Here is a 26,052-nt window from a genome sequence, read left to right on the forward strand (position 1 = left end):
GATGAAATACCCATTTTCGTACCATTTAAACCTGAAATACAGTAAAAATTAGTAAATTAGCCCCACAAAAATTTTTTAATAAAATGAAAAGAATATTCTTACTATTCACTTTCTTATTGAGTTTTGCTCAAATGAGGGCAGACGAAGGGATGTGGCTAATGATGCTCATCAAGAGATTAAATGGCGTTGATATGCAGAAAGAAGGTTTGCATTTGACCCCTGAAGAAATCTACTCTGTAAATAATTCCAGCTTAAAAGATGCTATTGTAAGCTTTGGTGGTTTTTGTACCGGAGAAATCGTTTCAGACAGAGGATTGATTTTTACCAATCACCACTGCGGTTACGGAGCCGTCGCTGCTGCATCTACACCGGAGAAAGATTACCTGAAGAATGGTTTCTGGGCAATGAAAGACAAAGATGAATTTAATGCAAAAGATCTTTATGTAAGATTTTTGGTAAGAATGGATGATGCTACGCAGAGAATCAATTCCAAACTGAATAACGATATGACCTCTGCTCAGAGAAAAGCTGTGATTGATGCTGAAACAAAAGCAATTCAGACAGAAAATTCTGAAAACGGAAAATATACAGTTGTTGTAAGAGATTTCTTTAACGGAAACGAATTTTACTATTTCGTTTATCAGGACTATAAAGACATCAGATTAGTAGGAGCACCGCCTTCATCCATCGGGAAATTCGGAGGTGATACAGACAACTGGGAATGGCCGAGACATACAGGAGATTTTACAGTATTCAGAGTATACGCAGATGCTGCAGGAAATCCTTCCGAATACAAACCTACAAATGTTCCTTTGAAGCCTAAACATTATTTGCCGGTTTCTCTAAAAGGAGTAAAGCCAGGAGATTTTGCCATGATTTTAGGATATCCCGGAAGAACCAATCGTTATTTAACGTCTTACGGAATTCAGCAGATGGTAACAAAAGACTATCCGGCTTGGGTAGAAGGCTCTAAAATGGCAATGGATGTAATGAAGAAGTATATGGACAAAGATAAAGCTACTCAGCTTAACTATGCTTCTCAATACGCAAGTGTAGCCAACTACTGGAAAAACAGACAGGGAACAATAGATGCCGTAAACAAGAACGGAACTATTCAGGAAAAACAAAGTCTTGAAAAAATTTACGCAAATTGGGCATTGCTTCCAGGTAACGAAATGTATGATGGTGTTCTGGAAAATATCAGAGAATATTACAAACAGGTTTCTGACAGAAATGTAGAAAGAATGTATTCTTCATTGCTAACAAGAAATGCTAAATATATCTCTATTGCTTATCAAATGTCATCAATGCTGGATTCTTATGCAAAACAGGATTTGGCGGGAAGATTGGCTATGAAACCAAAATTGGAAGAGGCTGTAAAAACTACTTATGAAAACATCAACACGGAGCTGGAAGGCGAAATGCTGAATTCTATGGTTAATCTTTATCAGGCAAGAGTAAATAAAGATGTGGCATCTAAAACTTTGATGGAGCTTAATTCAAACACTCTTTCAAATGTTGCATTCTCTTCTATTTTTGCCAACAAAACATCAGTAAGCAATTTTATCGCAAATCCTGACCGTTTAAAACTGGATGCGGATCCTTTGCTTAAAATTGCAAGAGGAATAGGAACAGATCAAAAATATTACAATGATAAATATGCTTTGGTTGATGATTTCTTTGCTAAAAACAACCGTTTATTCTTAGATGGACTGAGAAAAGCTCAGCCTGAGAAAAAATTCTATCCGGATGCAAACTCAACAATGAGATTAACTTACGGATCTGTAGACACTCTTCCGATGAGAGACGACAGAGATTACCACGGTATCACAGAAAACTATTATACTGACATGAATGGTCTTGTGGCAAAATATAAAGCCGGAGACGAAGAATTTGATCTTCCGCAAAGACTTATTGCCCTTCACAATGCAAAAGACTATGGTCAGTATGCTGATAAAGCAGGATATATGCCTGTAAACTTCCTTTCAAACAATGATATTACTGGTGGTAACTCCGGTTCACCGGTCATTGACGGAGACGGAAACCTTATCGGAATTGCTTTCGATGGTAACAGCGAAGCGTTGAGCGGAGATATTGTTTTTGAAAAAGAATGGCAAAAAACCATCAATGTTGACATCCGTTTTGTACTTTGGACAATGGATAAATTTGCAGGTGCAAGAAGATTGGTAGACGAATTGAAATTGGTAAAAGATGAAAATACTCCTGCTGATACAGGTGCATCTAAAATCAAAACAGCTGCTCCGGCAAAAAAGAAAAAGAAATAATTTTTTCTAAATAATATTTAAAACCGCGGAATTTTATTCTGCGGTTTTTTGTTTGATAAACATTAACTCCAATTAGCGAATTTTTTATTTTCTGTTATCTAAATATTTCTTTATTGCTTCACCCCTGTTTCTTACCTGCAGTTTTTCATAAATACTTTGAGCAATCTTTTTTATGGCATCAATTGATAAAAATAATTTATCTGCAATTTCCTTATTTAAAAGTCCATTTGAGATATGATTCAGAACCTCTAATTCACGGGGAGTAAGAGTGTTGATTTCTAAAGTACTGTTTCTGTCATTTTCAGTCTTGAAATAATCAACTATTTTTTTCGCGATAGAAGATGTTATCGGTGCCCCTCCTTCCTGGATAAGCAGAATCTTTTCTGTTATTTTTTCTAAAGAATCTCTTTTCAGCAAATATCCATCTGCTCCTGCTTTCAGTGAGTTAAAAACATTATCGTCATCTTCCAGAACAGTTAAAATAATCAATTTAGTTTCCGGATAATCTTTCTTTATGACCGAAACAGCTTCTACACCGGACATCCCGGGAAGATTGATATCCATCAAAACAATTTCCGGAAGAATGTAGGGAAAATCTTTAATTAAAGATTCTGCATTAGAAAACATTCCGACAATATCAAACTCTTCGCTTTCAAGAAGCAATAATTTTAAAGATTGATAAAACAGGTTATTATCTTCTACAAAGGCAATTTTAATTTTCATTTTTTTATTTATTTGTGTTAATAATTAATTGGAAAGTAGTTCCCGAATCACTGCTTTGCGCCAAAACAATTTGTGCATTGATCAATTCTGCCGCTTTTTTGGCTTTTAATAAGCCGATTCCGATACCTTTTACATTGTCTATGCTGTTAATTCTGATATAAGATTTGAAAATATTTTCACGATCAGCTTCGTTGATTCCGACTCCGTTATCGATAAAATTAATCGTCAAATTACTTTTATTGATACTATAAATTATTTTTAAAGATTTAATTTGACTTTTGTTATAACAGTAAGCATTTTCTGCAATAATAGTGGTGATTTTATTTAACAACAAAACATCTGTTTTAAGAATAACGTCCTGACTATCTATAAAATACTCAAAATCAGATTTGTTTTTTTTGAAACTTTCCAAACTCTCAGTCAGAATTTTTGTCAAATTATGACTTTTCTTTTGTGGTACAGTGAGGATGATTTTGTTATAATCAAACATATTATTGATAAATTTCTCTTCCTGATCAATATTTTTTTTAATGACAGAGAAATAGGGTTTCAGCTCCTCGTAAGATTTATTTTCATCAATTCCCTGTTCTATTTTCCCGATAAACGTATTGAAAACATGAATGGGAGACTTTAAAAAATGGCTGGACGCTTCACTAAAAAGAAGGTAATCTTCCGATTGATTTTTCAGTTTAGTTTTTGCTTCTTTGAGTGTTTTATTAAGTTTAATTAATCTTTTCATTTTAAGGCGCATATAATACGCATACATAAAAAGCAGCCCGAGAATAAAATTAACATGAACAGCCAACACAATAATGGTGGTTTTCTCATGATTTTTGTCCTGATAAAGATGAGGTATGTATTGACTTAACGAAGTGTTTTCGATGATTAATAAAGAAAAAGACAAAAAATTGATGAGCAATAAATATTTAAGCTCTTTGGTATTAAAAACAATCGCAGAGCCAATAATCACAGGAATATAATAGTAGGAAAGATAAGGATGTGAAAAATAACAGGATGTCACAAAAATAATCGCATTGTAATAGGTAAAAATAAATAATTTGGAGAGCAGATATTTCCTTTTATAATTAACATAATATATCAACACAGGAACAGGTAGTAACAATAAAGAATAAATTGCACTGTTGTAAACTCCAACAAAAAGGTAAAGGAACGTTGCAAGAAACTGATTCAAAAGACAACTGAAATTGAGAATATTAAAGAAAATAATCTTCACATTGGTTTCCTCAGAGTTACTCTTATGAAAGCCGATGTACATTAATCTCGCCATCTTGATTAAAAAATAATATTTAATGCGACTCATTTTCATTGGTAAAACATAGTTTAAAGATGGAACCCTTGTCTTTACTGCTATAATGTAAATCCAGTGTTGCATTTATCTTAAAAGCGGCAAATTTTGAGATCGTTAATCCCAAACCGCTTCCCGCAGAAGTTTCGATTTCATTAATTCTGTTGAAAGGATCGAATATTTTTTGTGCATAATCCCTACTGATACCAATGCCGTTATCTTCAAAAAAAACAGATAAAACAGTTTTCTCTGTTTTAGCATAAATTTTTATTTCCGGTACTTCAGAAACATTGTACTTTAAAGCATTCTCTACCATATTCTGAATAATAATTTCTAAAAGTAAAGGATTAGAAACAATCGTCATATCTTCAACTTGGTTAATGATTCTGGCTTCTTTGTATTTGATTTTGTAGATCTCATAGCACCCTTCAATAAACTGTCGAAGGTTGATCACTTCAGAATTCCTGACAGTATTATAGATCGACAGATACGAAATTAAATCGTTAGAATATTTCTCATTGAGCTGATTGCTTTCTTTAATAAGCCGAAAATAATAGTCGTGCAGGTGTCCTGTTCTATTATGTATATTGTCTTCAATTTTATTTAAAAAACTGTTAATAATAAACAAGGGTGTTTTGAGAGAATGAGTTGCCGCCAAGCCAAAAGTCTGCAATTCATTATTCTGTACTTTAAGCGTTTTTTTTACCAAAAAAAGTTTCGCTTTCAATTTTTTCAGTTTTCTTTCCTGAATATCTACAATGAAAACAATTAAAAAAACAAGACAAAGAAGAAATATACTCATCGCTAAAAGAAAAATTACATTCAGTAGTTCTTTTTTTTCTGGAGAAAGGATATTAAAATTTACCGAAAACAAACGATCAGGATAAAGTGCCTGAATAAAAAACAAAGAGATAAGCTGTATAATGAAAAATAGCATGTAATGTCCTTCTTTCGCAGAAAATATAAACAGGCATACAATAATCGGAATCGTGTAATAATGCGTTAAGGTAATAGGATAACCATAAAAAACGCCACAAAGAAACAAATAGACAATAATTCCCTGTAAACCAAAAACTTTCGCTAAAAGAAAATATCCTTTTTTCAAAAAATTTTTATTGAGAAAATAAATAATGAAAATTATACAGTTTAAAACAACCATCCAATAAAAACCATACATCAAATAAACTGCGGTTACAAGTATGGTCAAAAAATATATAGAAATAGAAATAGCATTCAGAATTTGTATTTTGTTTTTCTCTGCAATACTGTTATACTTGTGAGATCCGTTATTAATAATACGGAGTAAGTGTATTTTATTGAAAAAAGGAATCATTTGTGAAATTAACAATAGATTAAAGATAAGCAATATTTTGCAGTCTGCTGATTAATTAAAAAAAGCGGGGAACATATAAGCTCCCCGATAACACAAAATGATAAAAAAACTTAATTTTTTTATGCCCCCAAAGTTGATGTTTTCACATGAAAAATGATTTACACTTTTGGAGAAATCAAAATGCACTTTGGTGTAAAAAGCTTGATTAATTCGGAGATAGAATTATCATTTTATCTATACATTCCAAAACTCCCGATCCAGACTTCTGTACTGTATTGCTTCAGAAATATGATGTGATAAAATATTTTCAGATTCTTCCAGATCAGCAATTGTACGGGCAACTTTTAAAATTCTGTCATACGCTCTTGCAGAAAGATTTAGTTTTTCCATTGCCATTTTGATGAGGTTAAAAGAAGCATCATCCAGTTCACAAAACTGCTCCAGTTCTCTTGATCCAATTTGAGCATTATAGCTGATTGACAGATTTTTATATCGTTCATTCTGAATCTCACGGGCTTTTAAAACACGCTTTCTGATATCTTCACTTTTCTCGCCCTTTCTTTTTTCGGCTAATTGTTCAAATTCTACTTTCTGTACTTCTACATGAATATCAATTCGGTCTAAAAGCGGTCCCGAAAGCTTATTCATATACCGCTGCATTTCAAAAACTGAAGAAGTATTATTCGGATCGTCAGGAAAATATCCGCTCGGACTTGGGTTCATAGAAGCAACCAGCATAAAGCTTGAAGGATAATTTACCGTAAATCTCGCTCTTGAGATCGTAACTTCACGATCTTCCAAAGGCTGTCGCATCACCTCCAAAACAGTTCGTTTAAACTCGGGCATTTCATCTAAAAACAAAACTCCGTTATGCGCGAGAGAAATTTCGCCTGGTTGAGGATAACTTCCACCACCAACTAAAGCAACATCTGAAATAGTATGATGCGGTGAACGGAACGGACGAACCGTCATTAAAGATGTTTCCGTTCCCATTTTTCCGGCAACAGAATGTATTTTGGTGGTTTCTAAAGCTTCTTTTAAAGTAAGGGGAGGCAAAATACTGGGAACTCTTTTTGCGAGCATTGTTTTTCCGCTTCCGGGTGGTCCGATGAGGATGATATTGTGTCCTCCTGCTGCTGCAACTTCCATGGCACGTTTTGCGGTTTCCTGCCCTTTTACTTCAGAAAAATCAAAGGGAAACTGATTTATTTTTTCCTGAAATTCTTTTCGGGTATCCAAAACCACTTTTTCAATAGGTTTTCCTTCATTAAAAAAATCAATGACTTCCTTTATGTTTTCAACGCCGTACACATCAAGATTATTAACAATGGCGGCTTCCCGTGTATTTTGTTTTGGTAAAATAATTCCTTTAAAACCTTCTTCCCGAGCCTGAATCGCAATTGGAAGAACTCCTTTTATGGGTTGCAAACTTCCGTCTAAGGAAAGCTCACCCATGATGATATAATCGTTGATATCATCTGCTGTAATCTGGTCTGAAGCCACCAAAATCCCCATTGCAATGCTAAGATCATACGCAGCTCCTTCTTTCCGGAGATCCGCAGGAGCCATATTGATGGTTATTTTTTTGCCGGGTATTTTATAACCTACGTTTTTAAGAGCGGCAGAAATTCTGTAACTGCTTTCTTTAATCGCATTATCAGGTAAACCTACAAGGTGATAACCAACGCCGCCTGTATCGATATTTACTTCAATAGTAATGGTCTGAGCTGAAACTCCAAAGATGGCACTTCCGTAAATTTTTATCAACATCTGTATGTGTTTTGAGTAAAATTATAAAAAATTCTTTTTTCAAAGTTGATATTTTAAAATTTTTTGTATCTATTTTGATACTTTTGCTATACGAGTAATTCATTCATATGAAAGTAAAACCTGAAATTTCATGGTCAGATTTTGAAAAAATTGACATTCGATGCGGAACTATTATTTCTGTTCATGATTTTGAAAAAGCAAGAAACCCTTCCTATCAGCTTGAAATTGATTTTGGCGATTTAGGAATAAAAAAAATCTTCAGCACAGATTACAACTTTGTATGCTAAAGAAGATTTAGTCGGAAAGCAGATTTTAGCTGTGGTAAATTTTCCGAAAAAACAGATTGCCAATTTCTTCAGTGAATGTCTGGTTCTGGGAGTTTATGGTGAAAACCCAAAAGATATCACACTTATTTCTCCTTCAATGGCTGTTAAAAACGGTTTAATTGTTGGTTAAAAAAATAATAACTAAATAAACATATAATGATTCAGCATATTCCTTTAGAAAAAGTCTTATTTCTTGATATTGAGACCGTTCCGAATGCGGGATCATGGGAAGATTTATCTGAAACCGAACAAAAACTTTGGGATAAAAAGACAAGATTTCAGCGCAAAGACGAAATTTCTCCCGAAGATTTTTACGACAGAGCCGGAATCATGGCTGAGTTTGGAAAAATCATCTGCATCAGTATCGGAATGCTGGAGAAAAACGACACTTTAAAAATAAAAAGCTTCGAAGGACATGATGAGAAGAAAATTCTGATGGAGTTTGGCGAGATCTTTAACAGTCCCAGACTTCGTGACGTTATTCTATGTGCTCACAACGGAAAAGAATTTGACTTTCCCTGGATTGCAAGACGCTTTCTCATCAACGGAATAATGCCTCCTACTCCTTTTCAGATGTTTGGAAAAAAACCATGGGAAATTCCACATATCGATACGATGGAACTTTGGAAATTCGGAGATTATAAAAGCTATGTTTCACTTGAATTGCTGGCTCACGTTTTCGGAATACCGACCCCGAAAGACGACATTGACGGATCAATGGTTTCATCAATTTACTACATAGAAAAAGACTTGCCCAGAATAGTTGACTATTGTGAAAAAGATGTCTTAACTTTGGCAAACATTTTCAGACGGATGCGTCAGGAAGATTTATTGCAAAGAAATTTGAATTTAGATTAAATTAAAAAATGAAATTTACAGACGATCAGATCGCAGATATAGGAGAAGAAATCATCAGAGTACTGAAAACCGTTTACGACCCGGAAATTCCGGTGGATATTTATGAGTTGGGATTAATATATGATGTTCAGATTTCGGAAGAAGCCGATGTGAAAATCATCATGACTTTAACTACGCCGAATTGTCCGGTTGCCGAAACTCTGCCACAGGAAGTAAAAGACAAGGTAAAAGCCGTAGAAAATGTAAACGAAGTGGATCTTGAACTTACCTTTGAACCAAGCTGGAACAAAGATATGATGAGTGAAGAAGCAAAATTTGAGCTTGGAATGCTTTAAAGAATGGAAGATGGAAGCGGGGCGCTGGAAGTTTTAGTGTCCGTAAATATCATCATTTGTCAAAAAATATAAGAGTTGTCAATTTTTGGCAGCTTTTTTTATTTAAATTTATTTGAACCATTAAGGTTTTAAATTGATAAGAATATTAAGTCTGATTTCTATCTTAAGCCTAAATTCAAATTTCTGTAGCAATCTCTTTCCCTTCTCTTCTGCTCCATTCGCTCCAAGAGCCGACATACAAATTTGGAATTTTAAATCCCGCATAAACTAAAGCTAAGATTGTATGACAGGCTGTAACTCCGGAACCGCAATGAATTATTAATTTCTTCGGCTTATTTTCTAAAAAATTTAAATATTTTTCTTTTAAAATTTGAGGTGAAAGAAAATTTCCGTTATCATCAAGGTTTTCAGAAAAAGGAATATTTATCGCTCTCGGAATATGACCAGCAATCAAATCAATCGGTTCAGACTCACCTCGGTAACGATACGCATCTCTTACGTCAATTACTGTTGAAGAATAGTTTGTTATTTCATTTTCAACATCTTCCAAAGCCGATAAAGGAAGAAGCCAATTTTCAGTTTTACTTAATTCAGATTTTTGGAAAGTTTCTTCTCCTGATGAAAATTTCAATCCTTCTTTTTCTGCATTTTGAATTCCGCCATCCAAAACCTGTACATTTTTCAATCCAAAAGATTTCAGCATCCACCAAGCTCTGGATGCGGCATTTGCTCCATTTTTATCATCATAAATTACAACATGAGAGTTTTCCGAAATTCCTAAACAGGAAACAGTTTCGGCAAATTTTTTAATACTCGGAAGCGGATGCCTTCCTCCAAAAGCTGCATCTTCGCCAATTCCTGCCAAATCTTCATCCAGATCTATAAATCTTGCTCCTTTGATATGCCCGATGAGATAGTTCTGATAAGCGTCTTTCCCCGCTCTTGCGTCAAGAATAATAAGGTCTTCGGTAAAAAGATTTTTTAATTGTTTTGATGTAATAATTGGTATCATATTTAAAAAATAAAATTAAAAAACCGCAGAAATTCTGCGGCAATTATTTATTGATAAATGAAAATCATTGTCTGTACCAATTCCGGATGGAGGCTTCTTGCAACCGGACAATTATGAGCGGTTTCTTCGATAAACGTTTTTTCTTTATCTGAATAGGTATCTGAAAAAACAAAATTACAAACGATTTCCCCAATTCTTCTCGGTTCGGTTTTCATAATTTTCTGAAGAGTACAGTACGCTCCGTCAATATTGATCCCTTTATCTTTTCCCAGAATCGCAATGGTAGTCAGTGCGCATTCAGCCAAAGAAGTAGCACAAAGATCAGTTGGCGAAAACTTTTCACCTTTTCCGTGGTTGTCTGTTGGCGCATCACTTTCGATGATGGTTCCTGACTGTATATGTTCTGCCGAACATCTTAAATCTCCTGTATATGTTATTTTTGACGTCATAAATTAAAATTTAGAGAGACAATGTCTCAAAAATGAAAAATATCTTTCGCTTTGTTATAAGAACTTTCAAAGTTCAGTAAATTCAATTTGTGTTCCGCTTTTTCAACACTCATAAAGTTGATCACCTGTTCAGTCGGCATATTTCCCACCAAATCATCTTTCGCCATCGGACAACCGCCAATTCCTTTGATTGCTGAATCAAATCTTCTGCAGCCTTTATCGTATGCAGATTTGAGTTTAGAATAAGAATCTTCATATCGGTTATGAAAATGCGCTCCGAAATCAATTTCAGGATATTTTGCAGGAAGCTTTTCAAATAAAACAGAGATGGTTTCTGTAGTTGCAACTCCCGTAGTATCAGACAATAAAATGTTTTTAATTCCGATTTCAGAAAAACGGTTTGCCCAAAAATCGACATCTTCCCATTTCCAAAATTCCCCGTACGGATTTCCGAACGCCATTGAAAAATAAAGATTGAACTCTTTACCTTCACTTTTTGTAAGCTCAACCATTTTCACGACATCACTGAAAGCTTCTTCCTGGTTTTTATTGGTATTTCTGTGCTGAAAAGTCTCGGAAATAGAAAAAGGAAAGCCCAAAATATCTATTGATTGATGTTTAAGTGCTTTTTCAGCTCCGCGATAATTCCCTATAATCGCAGAAACTTTGGTATTGGATAAAGATTTGTCTATGTTTTCTGCAACCTCGGCAGAATCTGCCATTTGCGGGATTGCTTTTGGAGAAACAAAGCTCACACAATCGAGCACATCAAAGCCCACTTCCATTAGTGAATTGATGTAATCTATTTTTTTACTGGTCGGAATAAACTCATCCCAACCCTGCATTGCGTCTCTGGGACATTCGGTAAGAAACATTACTTTTGGTTTTCTCAAATATAATAAAACTAAAACAATTCGTTCCCTCTACAAAACAAAGCTGAGATTCTTTTGATAACCAATAATTTATAATGGATTTATACGTTTACTGCCTCATATTCAAATACAAAAAAGACGTTCACAGCATCAAATTTGCTAACTTTGTTAAAATTTTATACATCTAATGAGTACAATTGAATTCAACGAAATGTGGAGAGAAAAATTACTGAACCGTTTTCTCAGCTATGTAAAAATATATTCAACAAGTGACGCAGAAAGCGAAACCACTCCTTCTACAGAAAGACAGTGGGACATTGCCAATTATATTGTGGAAGAACTGAAAATGATTGGTCTGGAAGACGTTTCTATTGATGAACACGGTTATATTATGGCTTACGTTCCGTCAAATTTAGAAAGTGACAACCAGCCAACGATTGGATTTATTTCTCATTACGATACTTCACCGGATTTCAGTGGGGAAAACGTGAAACCTCAGGTTTGGGAAAATTATCAGGGAGAAGATTTAGTTTTAAATAAAGAAAGCAACTTTACGTTATCTCCTTCAAGATTTGAAAGTTTAAAAAAACACATCGGACAGACTTTAATTACAACTGACGGAAATACGCTTCTCGGTGCAGATGATAAAGCCGGCTGTGCAGAAATTGTAACAGCAGCAGAATATTTAATCGCTCATCCGGAAATTAAGCACGGAAGAATGGTGCTTGGTTTCACTCCGGATGAAGAAATCGGAAGAGGCGCACACAAATTTGATGTATCAAAATTCGGGGCAGAATTTGCTTATACGATGGATGGAAGCGAAGTGGGTGAGCTGGAATATGAAAACTTCAATGCAGCAGGAGCGGTGGTAAAAATCCACGGATTGAGTGTACATCCTGGTTATGCATTCGGAAAAATGGTGAATGCAAGTCTTTTGGCGGCAGAATTTATTCAGTCTTTACCTACGAACGAAATACCCTCTACAACAAAAGGTTTTGACGGTTTTTATCATTTGATGGATGTAACATCTGATGTTTCCGAATGTAAACTTCAATATATTATCCGTGATCATGACGACGAAAAATTTGAAGCCAGAAAAAAATTCATGGAGGAAAAAGTTGCTGAATTTAATCAGAAACACGGTGAAAAAACAGCAGAAGTTGAAATTAAGGAACAGTACCGCAACATGAAGCAGCAGTTTGAAGGAAAAATGCACATTGTTGACCTTGCTGCAAAAGCGATGAAAGAAGCGGGAATTGAACCGAAAATAAAAGCCATCAGAGGCGGAACAGATGGAGCGCAATTGTCCTACATGGGATTGCCTTGTCCAAACATTTTTGCAGGCGGAATGAATTTCCACGGACCTTATGAATATGTAGCTTTGGAAAGTATGGAGAAGGCGGTTGAAGTGATTGTGAATATTGTGAAGGCTTAATTTTTTTACAAAATATTGAAATCCAGCTCAAGTGAGTTGGATTTTTACGTTAGATTCTAAAAGTTCTCTTTTCTAAATTTAGCTTCAGGATTTTTTACAACATTTTTTAAGAATCTCTCCTCACAAGCTCCAAACTCCAAAAAGTTCTTTCTTCCCTCTTCTAAAGTCATGTGATTTGGACCACTATATCGAAGCAAATCGTTATATCCATCGTCTTCCCAAAAACAGGCAGGACAAATTTCATAATTTCCCCTCTCTTCAATTGTGAAATAACCACAACAATAACATTGAACTCTCAAATTATTATTCACTTCATTCATAAACTTAAAATTAACAAATAACCACTACAAAATGCAGTGGTTTCAAAATATAATATTTAAAATTAAATTTTAGTCGTTTTGCTGATTTCCTAAAAAAGCATCCCAACCTTGTGCCGTCAAAGCTACCAATTGATTAGAACCTCTTGCCACCATAAAATTACCTTCTTCTTTTTCAACTGCATGACCGATGATACTGAAATCAGGGTGATTTCTCATCTTTTCAAAATCGTCAGGTGAAATGGTAAATAACAATTCGTAATCTTCACCACCGCTTAAAGCTGCCATCACAGGATTTAGATTAAAATCATCTGCCGTTGTAATGGTAAGATTATCCATCGGGATTTTCTCTTCGTACAATCTGAAACCTACATTCGACTGATCTGAAAGATGAAGAATCTCCGAAGCCAAACCATCTGAAATATCAATCATAGAGGTTGGTTTGATATCCAATTGTTCCAAAATTCCTTTCACATCGGTTCTAGCTTCCGGTTTTAACTGTCTTTCCAGAATATAATCAAAACCTTCCATTTCAGGCTGCATATTCGGATCGGCTAAGAAAACAGCGTGTTCTCTTTCCAAAATCTGAAGTCCCATATAAGCTCCGCCTAAATCTCCGCTCACTACAAGCAAATCGTTTGGTTTTGCACCGCTTCTTTTGACGATATTTTCTTCATTTTCAATTCCGACAGCTGTAATACTCATCACCAGACCTGCATTCGAACTTGTTGTATCGCCGCCAATTAAATCAACTTTATATCTTCCGCAAGCCGTCTGAATTCCGGCATACAGCTCTTCCAACGCTTCCACCGGAAAACGATTGGAAACTGCAAGAGATACTAAAATCTGCGTAGGTGTTGCATTCATTGCTGCAATATCACTAAGATTCACCACTACAGCTTTGTAGCCCAAATGTTTCAACGGAACATATCCTAAATTGAAATGAACACCTTCTGCCAAAACATCGGTCGTGAGAACCACTCTTTTATTTCCTGGATTGATAACCGCTGCATCATCTCCTACTCCCACCTCCGAAGATTCGTTGGATAAAGGAAAAAATTCCGTTAAGTGTTTTATCAATCCGAACTCTCCTAATTTTGAAATCGGTGTTAATTCCGGGTTTTTATCTTCAAACATATTTTATTTTTTATAGCTGGGTGTTGGAAGCCGGATCATGGATGTTTCACTAACTTCAAACATAAAATATTGAACTTTAAACATTGAAGTTTGCCGGATCAATATTTTCCGGACGGAAAGGAAGTTTTTTAAAATCTTCTCTTGTTAAAACCACCGTTTCAGGAGACTTATATTTGTTCATGGCTTCAACTACATCATCGGGCGGCGTTGTCATTTTTCTCAACATTGTATCGATCCAGACTCCGGTTGCTTCTGCAGTGGCGCAATGCTCTCCTGCTGGTGTATAAAACTTGTGTACAAAACGGTAAATAGAACAGTCTTCTGCACAGGCATCAATTTCCAGACTTACAATCACCGTCTGATCTGCAAATATTTCTTTAAAAAAAGAAAATCTTTCGTGCATGATTACAGGACCGATTCCCCATCGGCTCATTTGGGTAACTCCCATTTTTTCCTGCTTCATAAAAGCCATTCTGGTTTGCGCACAATACTGAACGTAAGATGAATTTGCTAAATGTTTATTCGCATCAAGATCGCTCCAGCGAACTTCAAAAGTATGATAAAAAGTCATTTTTAATAATAGTTTTATATTGAACTTCTTTTTAAACTAAAATATCAACTCCTGTTTGTCATTCACAAGCGACTGAGATTCCTACGGAATGACAAACTGAAAGAATACAAGAGTGTATATTTCTACAAAAAAGTTCAAAAATTATATTCCTCAAAATTACTCAAATAAGATGGTTTATAAAAATTGTAATTTTGCAAAAAATAATCTTCAGCATAAGATTAGAAATATATGAAGCAAATAATCATTATTGGAGGTGGAGCATCGGGTTTTTTCTGCGCTGCGAATCTGGACGAAAAGAAATATAAAATCACGATACTGGAACAGAATTCAGATGTTCTGCAGAAAGTAAAAATTTCCGGAGGCGGAAGATGCAATGTAAGTCATGCCTGTTTCGATCCTAGAGAACTGGTACAGTTTTACCCTCGCGGAAACAAAGAACTGCTCAGTGTTTTCACCAAATTTCAACCAGGAGATACGATGGAATGGTTTGAAAACCGAAAAGTTTCGTTGAAGATTGAAAACGACAACAGAGTATTCCCTGAAAGCAATTCTTCACAGACCATTATCAATACTTTACTGAATGAGATTCGACAGAAGAATGTAGAAGTAAAAACAAAATGTTCGGTAAAAGAAATTGAAAAACTGAATGGAAAATATTTAGTAAAAACCAGTTTAGGCGATTTTGAAACTGATTTTGTAATTTACACTACAGGAAGCTCCCCGAAATCCTTGAAAATGATTCAGAATTTAGGACATAAAATCATTGATTTAGTTCCTTCTCTTTTTACCTTTAATATTAAAGATGATTTGCTAAAAGATCTTGCAGGAACGAGCTTTGAAATGGCGGAAACCTCTATTCCCAAACTAAAAACTGAAGAAAGCGGACCATTATTAATTACGCATTGGGGACTTTCAGGACCTGCAATTCTTAAAATATCGGCTTGGGAAGCGATAAATTTGGCAAAAGTGAAATACAATTTTGAAATTGAAGTCAATTTCATTTCCAAAGACATTGATGAAGCAGGAGAACTATTTCAGAATTTTAAAATATCCAATCCTAAAAAAACAATCGGTCAGTCGAAAATTTTTGAGGTAACGAATCGTTTCTGGCAGAGAATATTAGAAGTTTCCAATATCAATTTAAACAAACAGGTTGCGCAAATTTCAGGAAAGGAAATGCAGACCATTCTGGAAAATTTATGCAAAAAGAAATTTAATGTAACCGGAAAATCGACTTTTAAAGATGAATTTGTAACTGCAGGCGGCGTAGATTTAAAGGAAATTAATTTTAAAAATATGTCTTCGAAAATTTTGCCTAACTTTTACGTTGCAGGAGAAGTTTTGAATATCGACGCAGTGACTGGTGGTTTTAATTTTCAGGCTTGCTGGAGTGAAGCTTGGCTTATTGCTCAGGATTTAAATAATTTAAACTAAAATATTATGAAAAAACTACTGATTTTTGCAGTATTAATGACCTCAATAAACATTTTTTCGCAAGAAGTTGCTTCGGCAAATCAGGAAAAAACAGATGTTAACAATACCATTTACGAAGATATTGCTGACAAAGCAGAATATCCCGGTGGAATCAATGCATTCAGAAATAACTTTGCACAGACTTTCAAAGCAGGAAAAGTGAATGGAAGAGGTCAGATAAAATCTGAAGTAAGATTTGTAGTAGATCAGCAAGGAATGATAACTGATATTACAACTATTGGAGAGAATAAATCAATGAATAAAGAAATGGAGCGTGCGATTAAAGCAATGTCTAAAACGAAATGGATTCCTGCAAAGATTGAAGGTCAACCTGTAAAATTCAGATTTAAACTTCCTATTACAATCAATCTCGAAAATTAAATTGTATTTAGTCAAAAGAACTATCTTAACTTTTCTAAAAATCCTTTTAATCATCGGGTTCGGATATTTTTTTTTGGCTCATGCTGAAAATCACCTTAGAATATATTCCATTAAACACCAATGTCAGTTTTTTGATGATTAAACAAACCGAAGTTACCGAAAGACCGGAATATCTCTACTTTTTTTACACTCATATTTATACAAGTATCTTTATTTTGCTAACAGGTTTTTTAGCCATTCTCAGAAAAGATTTTGGACTGAAAAGCTTCCACAGAAACGCAGGAAAAATCTATATTTTACTGATTCTTTTATTTGCTGCACCATCAGGAATTTACATGGGGATATTTGCTAATGGCGGATTTTTATCTAAAATTTCGTTTGTGATTTTGGGATGTTTGTGGTGGTTTTCAACTTATAAAGCATTTAATTTAGCTCAACAAAAAAAATTCAAAGAACACAAACAGTGGATGTGGAGAAGTTTTGCGCTTACTCTTTCTGCCATCACATTGAGAATGTGGAAGGTAATTATCGTATATTTATTTCATCCAAATCCGATGGATGTTTACCAGTTTATTGCCTGGCTCGGATGGATTCCAAATCTATTATTAATTGAATATTTAATCTCAAAAAAACACTTATGAAAATTTTAAAAATATCGTTAATTTCCTTATTTACAATCAGTTTAGTTGCCTGTAAAAAGGACACGAAAACAACAGATTCTTCCAAAGACAGTCTTACCGCAAAAAAAGATTCTGTCGTGATCCCTGAAATTCATAAAGAATATTATGGTATTTACACCGGAGAATTTGCCGGAAAAGGAATGATAACTTCAGAAGACGGTGAAGAATATGAAGGTGATATCTATAAAAAACTTTCACTGAAAATTAACCGGATTACCAGAGACAGCGTTTACGGACAAAGTATTGTTGATGGGAATCAACGTCCCTTCAGAGGAGTTTTTAATGAAAATTCCAGTTCATTTGTACTGGACGAGCCGGGAAATGATAAAACCGACGGAAGATTTGAAGTAAAACTAAAAAATGACAGCATTACCGGAAAATGGACCGCCTTTAACAAATCTGCCGTTAAAGCTCCTTCTAAAACCCTAAAACTGATTAAAAAAGAATTTGTCTACAATCCGAATTTTATGCTGGATGAAAATTCAGATCTTATTGACTGGGAAAATCCTAAAGATTTTGTAGAAAAATATACTGATGAAGAGACCGGAAAAACAGAAACCTATACTTCGTCCAAAAACAGAGTGGCTTCTGATGCTGTTTTCAAAATTAATGCTTCAACGCAAAAACTGAAAGAAAAAGACTTAAAAAACCTCCGAAAGCTCGATATGGAAATCATTAAAAATGCAGTTTTTGCAAGACATGGATATGCATTTAAAAAGCAGACCTATCGTAGCTTTTTTGAACAGACCGATTGGTATATTCCAGTTTCAAATAATGTTGACAACGAACTTTCACCAATGGAAAAAGACAATGTCGCTTTACTGAACCGTTTTATAAAATATGCGGAAGACAAATATGATCAGTTTGGAAGATAATCTTTTATTTCTTTAATCTCACCAATAGATAAAGCAGTAAACATCCTGCAGCGTAACATGCAATATCTACCCAGGAAAAAGAATTTCCAATCACAATATACATTAGACTTCCCGGTTGGAAGCCTAATTTTTCGGCTATATTGAAATATTGGGCAAACTCAACGATACAGGAAAAAGCAAAAATTCCTACAATAAGTTTTGTATCGTTTACCTTATAAAAGCTTTTTACAAAAGTATAAAGCAACATTACTACGATTACATCTCCGAGATAAGCTCTGATGAAAAATATGTTCTTTAAAACCGTCGCAATTAAAACTTCTATTAGAAATATGAAAATAGCAGCCAGAAAATATGTATAGTTAAATTGAAATGACAATTCTTTTTCCCGCATTTGATTTTGTTTGTGTAGTATATAAAGCTGATGCTTCTAAATTTAAAGTTTTTATTTTTTTACTTTTATTGAACATCCGATAGCTACCGTTTTTGAAGTTTTCACTTCCTGTCCATTCACTAAGGCATTTACAGCATCCTGTACATATCGTTCAGAGACATCATCCGGATTTTCGTAATTGTTATCAATTGCACCAATGTATTTTACAATATTTCTCTCACCATCTTTTTGCAACACAAAAACATGAGGCGTTTTTGTAGCACCATATTGAGGAAAAATCGCCTGCTTTTCATCAATAAGATAAGGAAAAGTAAAGCCTTTTTCTTTGGCTCTTTCTATCATTTTTTGGTAGCTGTCTTCAGGCTGTATTTTAGGATCATTAGGATTAATCGCAATGACAGGATAACCCATTTCTTTAAACATTTTATCAAGTTCAATAATTCTTTCTTCGTACTTTTTGGCATAAGGACAATGATTACAGGTAAAAATCACAATAAAGCCTTTTGTATCAGAAAAATCACTTAACGAAACCATATTTCCGTCTATATTTTTCAGACTGAAATCGGTCGCTATATCTCCAACCTGATACCCACTCTTTTCAGTTGAATTTTGTTTAGCCTCCTTCTTCGAAGGTTTTTGGGCAAGACACACACAGCTGAACCCCAGAAAAGTAATCAGCATTATTAAAGCTTTCAAGTTTTTCATATTTTTTATTTAATTTAAATTTTTTTCGATAATACTTTCCAATTCCTGTTTTGACATTTCTCCATCGTTGAAATGGATTTTTTCTGAATGTTTATAGATGATGGTCACGGGAATATTGCCTTCCCATTTTTCTTCAAAAGCAGGAATCCAGGTGTTCATTCTTTTAATATCATCTAAAATGACAACTTCGGCTGTCAGATTTTTATTTTCAATAAATTTCACAACCTTTTCTTTATCTTTTGCTCTGTCCAGAGAGACCAAAAGCATTTTGAAATTCTTTTTACCGCTGAATTTATTATTAATTTCCATGAAATCCGGAAGCTCTTTTACACACGGAGCACAAGTTGTCGACCAAAAATTAAGAACCAGCAGAACATCTTTATTTTCTTTGATTATATCCCGAAGAAGTTCATACTGAATAAGCGCAACATCACCAGTGATTTTTTTATTTTGTGAAAACAAAAAAGAACTGCTGCAGAAAAATATGATTAAAACAAGTAATTTCTTCATACTCAAAATTAAGCAATTGTTTCTAATATAATGGAACAAATTTTGTTGAACAACTTTTAAACACAGATATAAATATTTTAATATTATGAAAAAACTTTTTCAGCTTTTAGCATTCTCCTTTAGTGCTTTATATCTTGCACAAACAGCCGACTCTTCTAAAGTAAGCGAAACGGGTACGCAAAAAAACCAACCAACCATCAGTCTTTCCGATATTCCTGATCTTGAATTTGTAAAAACAAAATTAGACCTGAAAGGAGTTGTTACGAAAGCAGATGAACTACCGGAATTTCCCGGAGGAATGAAAGCTTTTCACAAAAAATATTTCGAAAATATTCAGACTTTAGATTTAAAGCATAAAGAAAAAATAGACACCAGATTATATTTCATTGTTGAAAAAAACGGTTATGTGAGAAATGTAACAGCAGCAGGAACCAATAAAAAACACGCCAAGGAAGCAGAATTGGGAATGAGAAGAATATTTGAACGGTGGAAACCGGCAAAACTGAATGGCGAGCCTGTAAGATATTTGTTTTATTTTCCTTTGATTTCAAAAAAATATTAGAATTTTAATTTATATTTGATTTATATAAAATTTACTATGATAAAATATTTTGCTGCCTTCTTCTTTTGTTTAAGTATACTATCTTTCGGACAAGTGATTAGTCCACCAATCCCGGCAGCAGATTCAAATGAAGAAGAATTACCTGCAGATGTAAATAAGATTTATAATTCTTCTGATCGTTTAAAAGCAAAATTTCCTGGTGGTGAAGATATCTTCCGCAGGAAAGTTGCTGATGCAATCAATACAGAACTTGTAAAAGTTCAGCCTGGTGAAAGATCAGTAAAAACAAATATTATTTTTGTTGTTGAAAGAGATGGTTCTTTAAGCAGCATAAAAGCTTTGGGATCTAACAGTTCTTTTAACAATGCTGCTATTAATGCAGTAAAAAGCGTTAAAATAAAATGGCTTCCTGCAGTTTATAAGGAAACTCTAGTCAGAAGCAGATTTAATCTGCCACTTACATTAGCAATAGCCGAATAATTTACTATTTCCCAATCATTTTCTTAATTGCATTCAGTTTCATTAAAGCTTCAATCGGCGTTAAAGTATTGATGTCGATTTTCGTTAATTCTTCCCTGATATTTTCCAAAACAGGATCATCCAGCTGAAAGAAAGAAAGCTGCATATTTTCTTCAGTTACTCTTTTGATGTTTTCAGACGACCCGTTTTGAGAACGGCTTGCTTCCAAAGTTTTCAGAATTTCATTCGCTCTGTTGACAACTTTTGAAGGCATTCCCGCCAATTTTGCAACGTGAATACCAAAACTATGCTCACTTCCGCCCGGAATTAATTTTCTTAAAAAGATAATATTTCCTTTATTTTCCTGAATTGACACGTGGAAATTTTTAACACGGTCAAAATTCACTGTCATTTCATTTAGTTCGTGATAATGCGTTGCAAATAAAGTTTTTGCCTGAGTAGGATGCTGATGCAGATATTCTGCGATTGCCCACGCAATAGAAACCCCGTCATAAGTAGATGTTCCACGACCGATTTCGTCTAATAAAATCAAACTTCTGTCTGAAATATTGTTCAGAATATTGGCAGCCTCATTCATTTCAACCATAAAAGTAGATTCTCCGGCAGAAATATTATCACTTGCTCCTACTCTTGTGAAAATTTTGTCTAAAACTCCTATTTCCGCATATTTTGCTGGTACAAAACTCCCGATTTGTGCCATAAGACAAACAATAGCTGTCTGACGAAGAATTGCCGATTTACCCGCCATGTTGGGACCGGTTACCATAATAATCTGTTGAGAATCTTTATCTAAAAAAATATCATTCGGGATGTATTTTTCACCTAAAGGAAGCGCATTTTCAATGATCGGATGTCTCGCTTCTTTCAGATCGACGGTAAAACCTTCATTTAAAACAGGTTTTGTATAGCTTTCGGAAACAGCCAGCTCAGATAAACCAACCGCAACATCAAGCTGTGCGATGATATTAGAATTTTCCTGAATTTTATCAATATAAATCATCGTATCGGAGCAAACTTTACGATAGAGTTCGTTTTCCAGAACACTTATTTTTTCTTCTGCTCCTAAGATCTGATTTTCGTATTCTTTCAGCTCTTCGGTGATGTACCGCTCTGCATTTACCAAAGTCTGCTTTCTCAGCCATTCTGCAGGAACTTTATCTTTATGGGTATTTCTTACTTCAATAAAATATCCGAATACATTATTAAAGTCTATTTTAAGGCTGGAAATTCCGGTTCTTTCAATTTCTCTCTGGCACATTTCATCCAGAAAACCTCTTCCTTTGCTTTGAAGCCCGCGTAAACGATCAAGTTCTTCAGAAATATTTTCTTTGATAACATTTCCTTTGGCAAGATTCACCGGAAGTTCTTCATTCAAATGGTTTTCGAGTAAAAGAATAAGTTCTTCTAAATTATTTAAAGGTTCAAGCCAAGCCAAAACATCCGCATGAGGATGTATCAATCCTTTTATTTTCTGAATATTAATAAGACTTTGCCGAAGATAACCTAATTCTTTAGGTGAAATTTTTTCTGCTGCCAGTTTCCCCATCAATCGGTCTAAATCTGAAATAGAGCGGAGCAAAATTGAAATCTCGTATTTAAGCTGATCATTTTCGTTAAGAAAATCAATCAGGGAAAGTCTTCTGGAAATTTCATCTACCGACTTCAAAGGCAGGATGATTCTTCTTCTCAAAAGTCTTCCTCCCATTGGCGTAGAAGTTTTATCAATAATATCTAAAAGAGATTTTCCTTTCGGATTGCTTGGATAAACAATTTCCAGATTTCTCAGCGTAAAATGATCCATCATCAGATAATCTTCCTGCGGAATCACCTGAATTTTGGTAATATGCGAGAGCAGATTATGATGGGTATCTTCTACAAGATACGCAAAAATAGCACCTGCAGCTGTAATTGCCAATGATAAACCTTCAATACCAAAACCCTTGAGAGAATTGGTTTTAAAATGATTAGTCAGCTTTTCGTAAGCAAAATTATGCTGATAAGCCCAGTCTTCCAGCTTGAAAACATTTTTATTTTTCAGCTGTTCCGGGATTTGTACGCTTCGCTGATAAATAATCTCGCTAGGATCAAAAGTACTGATAATGTGAAGCAGTTTTTCGAGATTTCCTTCGCTTACCAGAAATTCTCCGGTAGAAACATCTACCAGTGCGATTCCGTATTTTTCTTTTTCTTTGTGGAGGGAAAGAAGAAAATTATTCTTTTTAGACGTTAAAACCTGATCATTGAATGTTACTCCGGGAGTTACCAGTTCTGTAACGCCGCGTTTTACAATTCCTTTTACCGATTTCGGATCTTCCAGCTGGTCGCATATAGCCACTCGCATCCCGGCTCTCACCAGTTTTGGCAGATAAGAATCTACGGAATGATGCGGAAATCCCGCCAATTCTATATGCCCTTCCCCATTGGCTCTTTTTGTTAAAACAATTCCCAGAATCTGAGAAGTTTTCACGGCATCCTGACCGAAAGTTTCGTAAAAATCTCCAACTCTGAAAAGCAAAAGTGCATCAGGATATTTCGCCTTGATGGTATTGTACTGAGTCATTAAAGGAGTTTCTTTTTTCGCCGCTTTTGCCATGGAATCTGTCTTAAAATTGGGATGGTAAAAGTAAGAAATAAAACAGAAGCATTCAAGAAGACCAAACCCAAGATGAGAGTCAGAATAAAAACTCTAAAAATAGTATCTTTGTAAAAAGAAATCAACCAAATATGACCATCAAAGAAAAACAGCAGGAAATCATTGACGAATTTGCCTTTCTGGAAGACTGGGAGCAGAAATATGAATATATTATTGATCTCGGAAAAGAACTGAAAGGACTTTCTGATAACAAAAAAACAGACGAAAATCTGATCAAAGGCTGCCAAAGCAAAGTCTGGATTGATGCTGATTTCAAAGACGGAAAATTGTTTTTTGATGCAGATTCTGACGGTATTCTGCCTAAAGGTATCGTTTCGCTTCTTATCAGCATTTACAGCGGTCATTCTACACAGGAAATTCTGGACTCTGATTTTGATTTTATTTCACAAATCGGTCTGCAGGAATTTTTATCCCCTTCCAGAGCCAACGGATTGATGGCAATGACCAAACAGATTAAGTTTTATGCGGTTGCTTATCAATTGAAATCATAAAGAGTGGCAAGAATATTAGCATATCGTTTTTCAGCATTTGGAGATGTCGCGATGACCGTTCCGGTCTTCAGAGAGTTTTTGGAACAGAATCCTGATGTAGAAATCGTGATGGTTTCCAGAAAGAATTTCGAACGCTTATTTACTGATATTCCGAATGTTACATTCCATGGAATTGATGTTGATGACTATAAAGGATTTTTTGGAGTAAGAAGGCTTGCCAAAGAATTGATCAGCTTATACAAACCAGATTATGTAGCCGACCTGCATGATGTGATCCGCACCAAAATTTTAAATAAGATATACATCAGAAAAGGGTTTAAAGTTTTTAAAATCAATAAAGGAAAGCTGGAAAAAGAGGATCTTACAGACATTTGGAACCTGAATAAATTTCAGCTGAAAAAAACAACAGAACGCTATGCAGATGTTTTTCGGGAAATGGGTTTCAAAGTAGAACTCTCCCATCAGCTTCGACCCAATTCAGAAAAAAAATCCGGAATCGGATTTGCACCGTTTGCACAGCATAAAGGCAAAATGCTGCCTCTGGAAAAGTCATTTGAACTGGTAAAAATTCTTTCCGAAAAAAATACGGTTTATTTTTTTGGCGGCGGCAAAAAAGAAATTGAAACGCTTGAAAATTGGAAGCAGCAGATTCCCAATACAAAAAGTTTAGCAGGAAAGCTCAGCCTTTCGGAAGAACTTGATAGAATTTCCAGACTGGAAGTGATGATCTCTATGGATTCTGCCAATATGCACTTAGCGAGTGTTGTTGGGACAAGATGCGTTTCCATTTGGGGTTCCACACATCCTTTTGCAGGATTTTTAGGATTCGGGCAGAGCGAAAATGATGTAGTTGAAATCAAAGATCTCACCTGCAGACCGTGTTCGGTTTTCGGGGACAAAGAATGTTTCCGCGGAGACTGGGCTTGCCTCGGAGAAATAAGCATTCAGCAGATTTTAGACAAAATATAACTGATGAAGATCTCTGTATGCATTCCCGTCTATAATTTTGATGTACGAGAACTGATTACGGATCTTAAGAATCAAATCGAAAAAGATGTTCTTAACGCAGAAATTATTCTTATAGATGATGCATCCGATTCAAAATTCAAACAAATCAATCAGGAAATCTCTAAAATCTGTGATCAGGTTATTTTTCTCGAAAAAAACATTGGAAGATCTAAAATAAGAAATCTCTTTTTGCAATATGCAAAGGGTGATTACCTGCTTTTTCTGGATTGTGACGGAAAACTGATTTCTGAAAATTTCATGAACAATTATTTTGTTTTTTTAGACTTAAAACCCAATTTATCAATTGTTTACGGGGGAAGAACGGCAATATCGAACCCGATCTCACCTGAATATATTTTAAGATGGAAATTTGCCTCTGAAAGAGAAAACTTATCTTTGATTGAGAGAGAGAAAAAGCCTTATTTAAGTTTTCAGACTAATAATTTTTTGATCAGCAGAAAAATTTTTAAACAGGTTCAATTTAACACTTCACTTAATAAATACGGCTACGAAGATCTGATTTTTGCCATGGATTTAAAAAGCCTTCAAATTTCGGTTGATCATATTGAAAATCCTGTTTTAAATGATGATATTGAATCCAATAAAATTTACCTGAAAAAAGTAGAGGAATCTATAGAAAATCTTGCTATTTTACTCAAAGATAAAACGCTGAACTCAAAATTATCAGAAATAAAAATTGTAAAAGCTTATCAAATAATCTCTACAATAAGCATTTTGAAATTTGCTATATCTAAAATTTTAAATACTTTTGAAAATAGTTTTAAGAGGAATCTTTTATCATCCCATCCTAATTTACGGATTTTAGATTTTTATAAACTAGGATTGCTTTTGAGAAAATAAAAAAATCTCCCTTAAAAAAGAGAGATTTCTGTGGGTCCTGAGGGATTCGAACCCCCGACCCTCTGGGTGTAAACCAGATGCTCTGAACCAACTGAGCTAAGAACCCGAATTTTTTTTAAAGGTTTCGTTTCCTTTCTGTGGGTCCTGAGGGATTCGAACCCCCGACCCTCTGGGTGTAAACCAGATGCTCTGAACCAACTGAGCTAAGAACCCTCTATACTTGTTTTCTCGTTTAGAGTGGTGCAAATATACA

Annotated in this window: 27 protein-coding genes, 2 tRNA genes and 1 pseudogene; 14 read left to right on the top strand and 16 right to left on the bottom strand. The window is 34.7% G+C overall.

The window, feature by feature from the left end; genetic code table 11:
- Positions 1–83 precede the first annotated feature (83 nt).
- Entirely contained in the window at positions 84–2,285 is a 2,202-nt protein-coding gene (locus tag FNE73_RS00915) for a S46 family peptidase (protein WP_143882918.1), read from the top strand.
- A gap of 84 nt (positions 2,286–2,369) precedes the next feature.
- On the opposite strand, the gene FNE73_RS00920 is transcribed toward FNE73_RS00915, so the two are convergent.
- The 4 genes from FNE73_RS00920 to FNE73_RS00935 form a co-directional block, all read right to left on the bottom strand.
- Entirely contained in the window at positions 2,370–3,008 is a 639-nt protein-coding gene (locus FNE73_RS00920; protein WP_143882919.1) for a response regulator, read from the bottom strand.
- Between the two features lie 4 nt (positions 3,009–3,012).
- Positions 3,013–4,329, bottom strand: coding sequence for a sensor histidine kinase (locus tag FNE73_RS00925; protein WP_185147262.1), 1,317 nt, complete (start codon positions 4,327–4,329; stop codon positions 3,013–3,015).
- Positions 4,316–5,419, bottom strand: a complete 1,104-nt coding sequence (locus FNE73_RS00930; RefSeq protein WP_185147263.1) for a sensor histidine kinase — start codon at positions 5,417–5,419, stop codon at positions 4,316–4,318. Before FNE73_RS00930 ends, FNE73_RS00925 begins: the two co-directional genes overlap by 14 nt.
- A 462-nt stretch (positions 5,420–5,881) precedes the next feature.
- A complete protein-coding gene (locus FNE73_RS00935) occupies positions 5,882–7,417 on the bottom strand; it encodes a YifB family Mg chelatase-like AAA ATPase (protein ID WP_143882922.1) in 1,536 nt (511 codons plus the stop codon).
- A gap of 107 nt (positions 7,418–7,524) precedes the next feature.
- Between FNE73_RS00935 and FNE73_RS00940 the strand changes: the two are divergent.
- The 3 genes and pseudogenes from FNE73_RS00940 (at position 7,525) to FNE73_RS00950 (ending at position 8,936) form a co-directional block, all read left to right on the top strand.
- Positions 7,525–7,873 (top strand): annotated as a pseudogene (locus FNE73_RS00940) (tRNA-binding protein).
- Between the two features lie 26 nt (positions 7,874–7,899).
- The gene (locus tag FNE73_RS00945) at positions 7,900–8,601 is read left to right on the top strand and encodes a 3'-5' exonuclease (RefSeq protein WP_143882923.1); all 702 of its coding nucleotides are present in this window, start codon (positions 7,900–7,902) and stop codon (positions 8,599–8,601) included.
- A gap of 8 nt (positions 8,602–8,609) precedes the next feature.
- Positions 8,610–8,936 carry an SUF system Fe-S cluster assembly protein gene (locus FNE73_RS00950; RefSeq protein ID WP_143882924.1) on the top strand — a complete coding sequence of 109 codons (327 nt, stop codon included), beginning with the start codon at positions 8,610–8,612 and terminating at the stop codon, positions 8,934–8,936.
- A 175-nt stretch (positions 8,937–9,111) separates the two neighbouring features.
- Here FNE73_RS00950 and FNE73_RS00955 read toward each other — a convergent pair whose 3' ends face one another.
- The 3 genes from FNE73_RS00955 to FNE73_RS00965 are packed head-to-tail and all read right to left on the bottom strand — an operon-like array spanning position 9,112 to position 11,272.
- Positions 9,112–9,948, bottom strand: coding sequence for a sulfurtransferase (locus FNE73_RS00955; protein WP_143882925.1), 837 nt, complete (start codon positions 9,946–9,948; stop codon positions 9,112–9,114).
- A gap of 47 nt (positions 9,949–9,995) precedes the next feature.
- Positions 9,996–10,397 carry an OsmC family protein gene (locus FNE73_RS00960; RefSeq protein WP_143882926.1) on the bottom strand — a complete coding sequence of 134 codons (402 nt, stop codon included), beginning with the start codon at positions 10,395–10,397 and terminating at the stop codon, positions 9,996–9,998.
- 26 nt (positions 10,398–10,423) lie between these two features.
- Positions 10,424–11,272 carry a hydroxymethylglutaryl-CoA lyase gene (locus tag FNE73_RS00965; RefSeq protein WP_143882927.1) on the bottom strand — a complete coding sequence of 283 codons (849 nt, stop codon included), beginning with the start codon at positions 11,270–11,272 and terminating at the stop codon, positions 10,424–10,426.
- A gap of 184 nt (positions 11,273–11,456) precedes the next feature.
- Between FNE73_RS00965 and pepT the strand changes: the two genes are divergently transcribed.
- Entirely contained in the window at positions 11,457–12,704 is a 1,248-nt protein-coding gene (gene pepT, locus FNE73_RS00970) for a peptidase T (RefSeq protein ID WP_143882928.1), read from the top strand.
- A gap of 56 nt (positions 12,705–12,760) precedes the next feature.
- On the opposite strand, the gene FNE73_RS00975 is transcribed toward pepT, so the two are convergent.
- The 3 genes from FNE73_RS00975 to FNE73_RS00985 form a co-directional block, all read right to left on the bottom strand.
- Positions 12,761–13,024 carry a CPCC family cysteine-rich protein gene (locus FNE73_RS00975; protein ID WP_143882929.1) on the bottom strand — a complete coding sequence of 88 codons (264 nt, stop codon included), beginning with the start codon at positions 13,022–13,024 and terminating at the stop codon, positions 12,761–12,763.
- Positions 13,025–13,093: 69 nt separating this feature from the next.
- Positions 13,094–14,158, bottom strand: coding sequence for a thiamine-phosphate kinase (thiL, locus tag FNE73_RS00980; RefSeq protein ID WP_143882930.1), 1,065 nt, complete (start codon positions 14,156–14,158; stop codon positions 13,094–13,096).
- Between the two features lie 76 nt (positions 14,159–14,234).
- Entirely contained in the window at positions 14,235–14,729 is a 495-nt protein-coding gene (locus FNE73_RS00985; RefSeq protein ID WP_143882931.1) for an acyl-CoA thioesterase, read from the bottom strand.
- Between the two features lie 228 nt (positions 14,730–14,957).
- Between FNE73_RS00985 and FNE73_RS00990 the strand changes: the two genes are divergently transcribed.
- The 4 genes from FNE73_RS00990 (at position 14,958) to FNE73_RS01005 (ending at position 18,138) form a co-directional block, all read left to right on the top strand.
- Positions 14,958–16,163: a BaiN/RdsA family NAD(P)/FAD-dependent oxidoreductase gene (locus FNE73_RS00990; protein WP_143882932.1), complete on the top strand. Its 1,206-nt coding sequence runs from the start codon at positions 14,958–14,960 to the stop codon at positions 16,161–16,163.
- A gap of 6 nt (positions 16,164–16,169) precedes the next feature.
- Positions 16,170–16,583 (top strand): energy transducer TonB, encoded by a 414-nt coding sequence (locus FNE73_RS00995; protein WP_143882933.1) that lies wholly within the window; start codon positions 16,170–16,172, stop codon positions 16,581–16,583.
- Between the two features lie 134 nt (positions 16,584–16,717).
- Positions 16,718–17,224: a DUF2306 domain-containing protein gene (locus FNE73_RS01000; protein ID WP_228429815.1), complete on the top strand. Its 507-nt coding sequence runs from the start codon at positions 16,718–16,720 to the stop codon at positions 17,222–17,224.
- Positions 17,221–18,138 (top strand): YARHG domain-containing protein, encoded by a 918-nt coding sequence (locus FNE73_RS01005; RefSeq protein ID WP_143882934.1) that lies wholly within the window; start codon positions 17,221–17,223, stop codon positions 18,136–18,138. Before FNE73_RS01000 ends, FNE73_RS01005 begins: the two co-directional genes overlap by 4 nt.
- A 4-nt stretch (positions 18,139–18,142) precedes the next feature.
- Here the strand turns inward: FNE73_RS01005 and FNE73_RS01010 are convergent, their stop codons facing one another.
- From FNE73_RS01010 to FNE73_RS01020, 3 genes are read right to left on the bottom strand one after another with little or no spacing between them, the layout of a single operon-like run.
- Complete coding sequence (locus tag FNE73_RS01010) at positions 18,143–18,529, bottom strand: ribosomal maturation YjgA family protein (RefSeq protein ID WP_143882935.1); 387 nt, start codon at positions 18,527–18,529, stop codon at positions 18,143–18,145.
- A gap of 51 nt (positions 18,530–18,580) precedes the next feature.
- Entirely contained in the window at positions 18,581–19,234 is a 654-nt protein-coding gene (locus FNE73_RS01015; RefSeq protein ID WP_143882936.1) for a thioredoxin family protein, read from the bottom strand.
- Between the two features lie 9 nt (positions 19,235–19,243).
- On the bottom strand, positions 19,244–19,744 hold the full coding sequence (locus FNE73_RS01020; protein WP_143882937.1) for a TlpA family protein disulfide reductase: 501 nt from the start codon (positions 19,742–19,744) through the stop codon (positions 19,244–19,246).
- A gap of 85 nt (positions 19,745–19,829) precedes the next feature.
- On the opposite strand from FNE73_RS01020, the gene FNE73_RS01025 reads away from it, so the two are divergent.
- Positions 19,830–20,306 carry an energy transducer TonB gene (locus FNE73_RS01025; RefSeq protein ID WP_143882938.1) on the top strand — a complete coding sequence of 159 codons (477 nt, stop codon included), beginning with the start codon at positions 19,830–19,832 and terminating at the stop codon, positions 20,304–20,306.
- A gap of 36 nt (positions 20,307–20,342) precedes the next feature.
- On the top strand, positions 20,343–20,786 hold the full coding sequence (locus FNE73_RS01030; RefSeq protein ID WP_143882939.1) for an energy transducer TonB: 444 nt from the start codon (positions 20,343–20,345) through the stop codon (positions 20,784–20,786).
- Between the two features lie 4 nt (positions 20,787–20,790).
- On the opposite strand, the gene mutS is transcribed toward FNE73_RS01030, so the two are convergent.
- Complete coding sequence (mutS, locus tag FNE73_RS01035) at positions 20,791–23,379, bottom strand: DNA mismatch repair protein MutS (protein ID WP_143882940.1); 2,589 nt, start codon at positions 23,377–23,379, stop codon at positions 20,791–20,793.
- Between the two features lie 131 nt (positions 23,380–23,510).
- On the opposite strand from mutS, the gene FNE73_RS01040 reads away from it, so the two are divergent.
- From FNE73_RS01040 to FNE73_RS01050, 3 genes are read left to right on the top strand one after another with little or no spacing between them, the layout of a single operon-like run.
- On the top strand, positions 23,511–23,930 hold the full coding sequence (locus FNE73_RS01040) for a SufE family protein (protein WP_143882941.1): 420 nt from the start codon (positions 23,511–23,513) through the stop codon (positions 23,928–23,930).
- Between the two features lie 3 nt (positions 23,931–23,933).
- The gene (locus FNE73_RS01045; protein ID WP_228429817.1) at positions 23,934–24,899 is read left to right on the top strand and encodes a glycosyltransferase family 9 protein; all 966 of its coding nucleotides are present in this window, start codon (positions 23,934–23,936) and stop codon (positions 24,897–24,899) included.
- Between the two features lie 3 nt (positions 24,900–24,902).
- Positions 24,903–25,799: a glycosyltransferase family 2 protein gene (locus tag FNE73_RS01050; protein ID WP_143882942.1), complete on the top strand. Its 897-nt coding sequence runs from the start codon at positions 24,903–24,905 to the stop codon at positions 25,797–25,799.
- 31 nt (positions 25,800–25,830) lie between these two features.
- On the opposite strand, the gene FNE73_RS01055 is transcribed toward FNE73_RS01050, so the two are convergent.
- Both FNE73_RS01055 and FNE73_RS01060 read right to left on the bottom strand, forming a co-directional pair.
- Positions 25,831–25,905: transfer RNA gene (locus FNE73_RS01055), tRNA-Val, on the bottom strand.
- 32 nt (positions 25,906–25,937) lie between these two features.
- Positions 25,938–26,012, bottom strand: a tRNA-Val gene (locus tag FNE73_RS01060).
- Positions 26,013–26,052 lie beyond the last annotated feature (40 nt).

The sequence above is a fragment of the Chryseobacterium binzhouense genome, from assembly GCF_007474545.1.
Taxonomy (GTDB): Bacteria; Bacteroidota; Bacteroidia; order Flavobacteriales; family Weeksellaceae; genus Chryseobacterium; species Chryseobacterium binzhouense.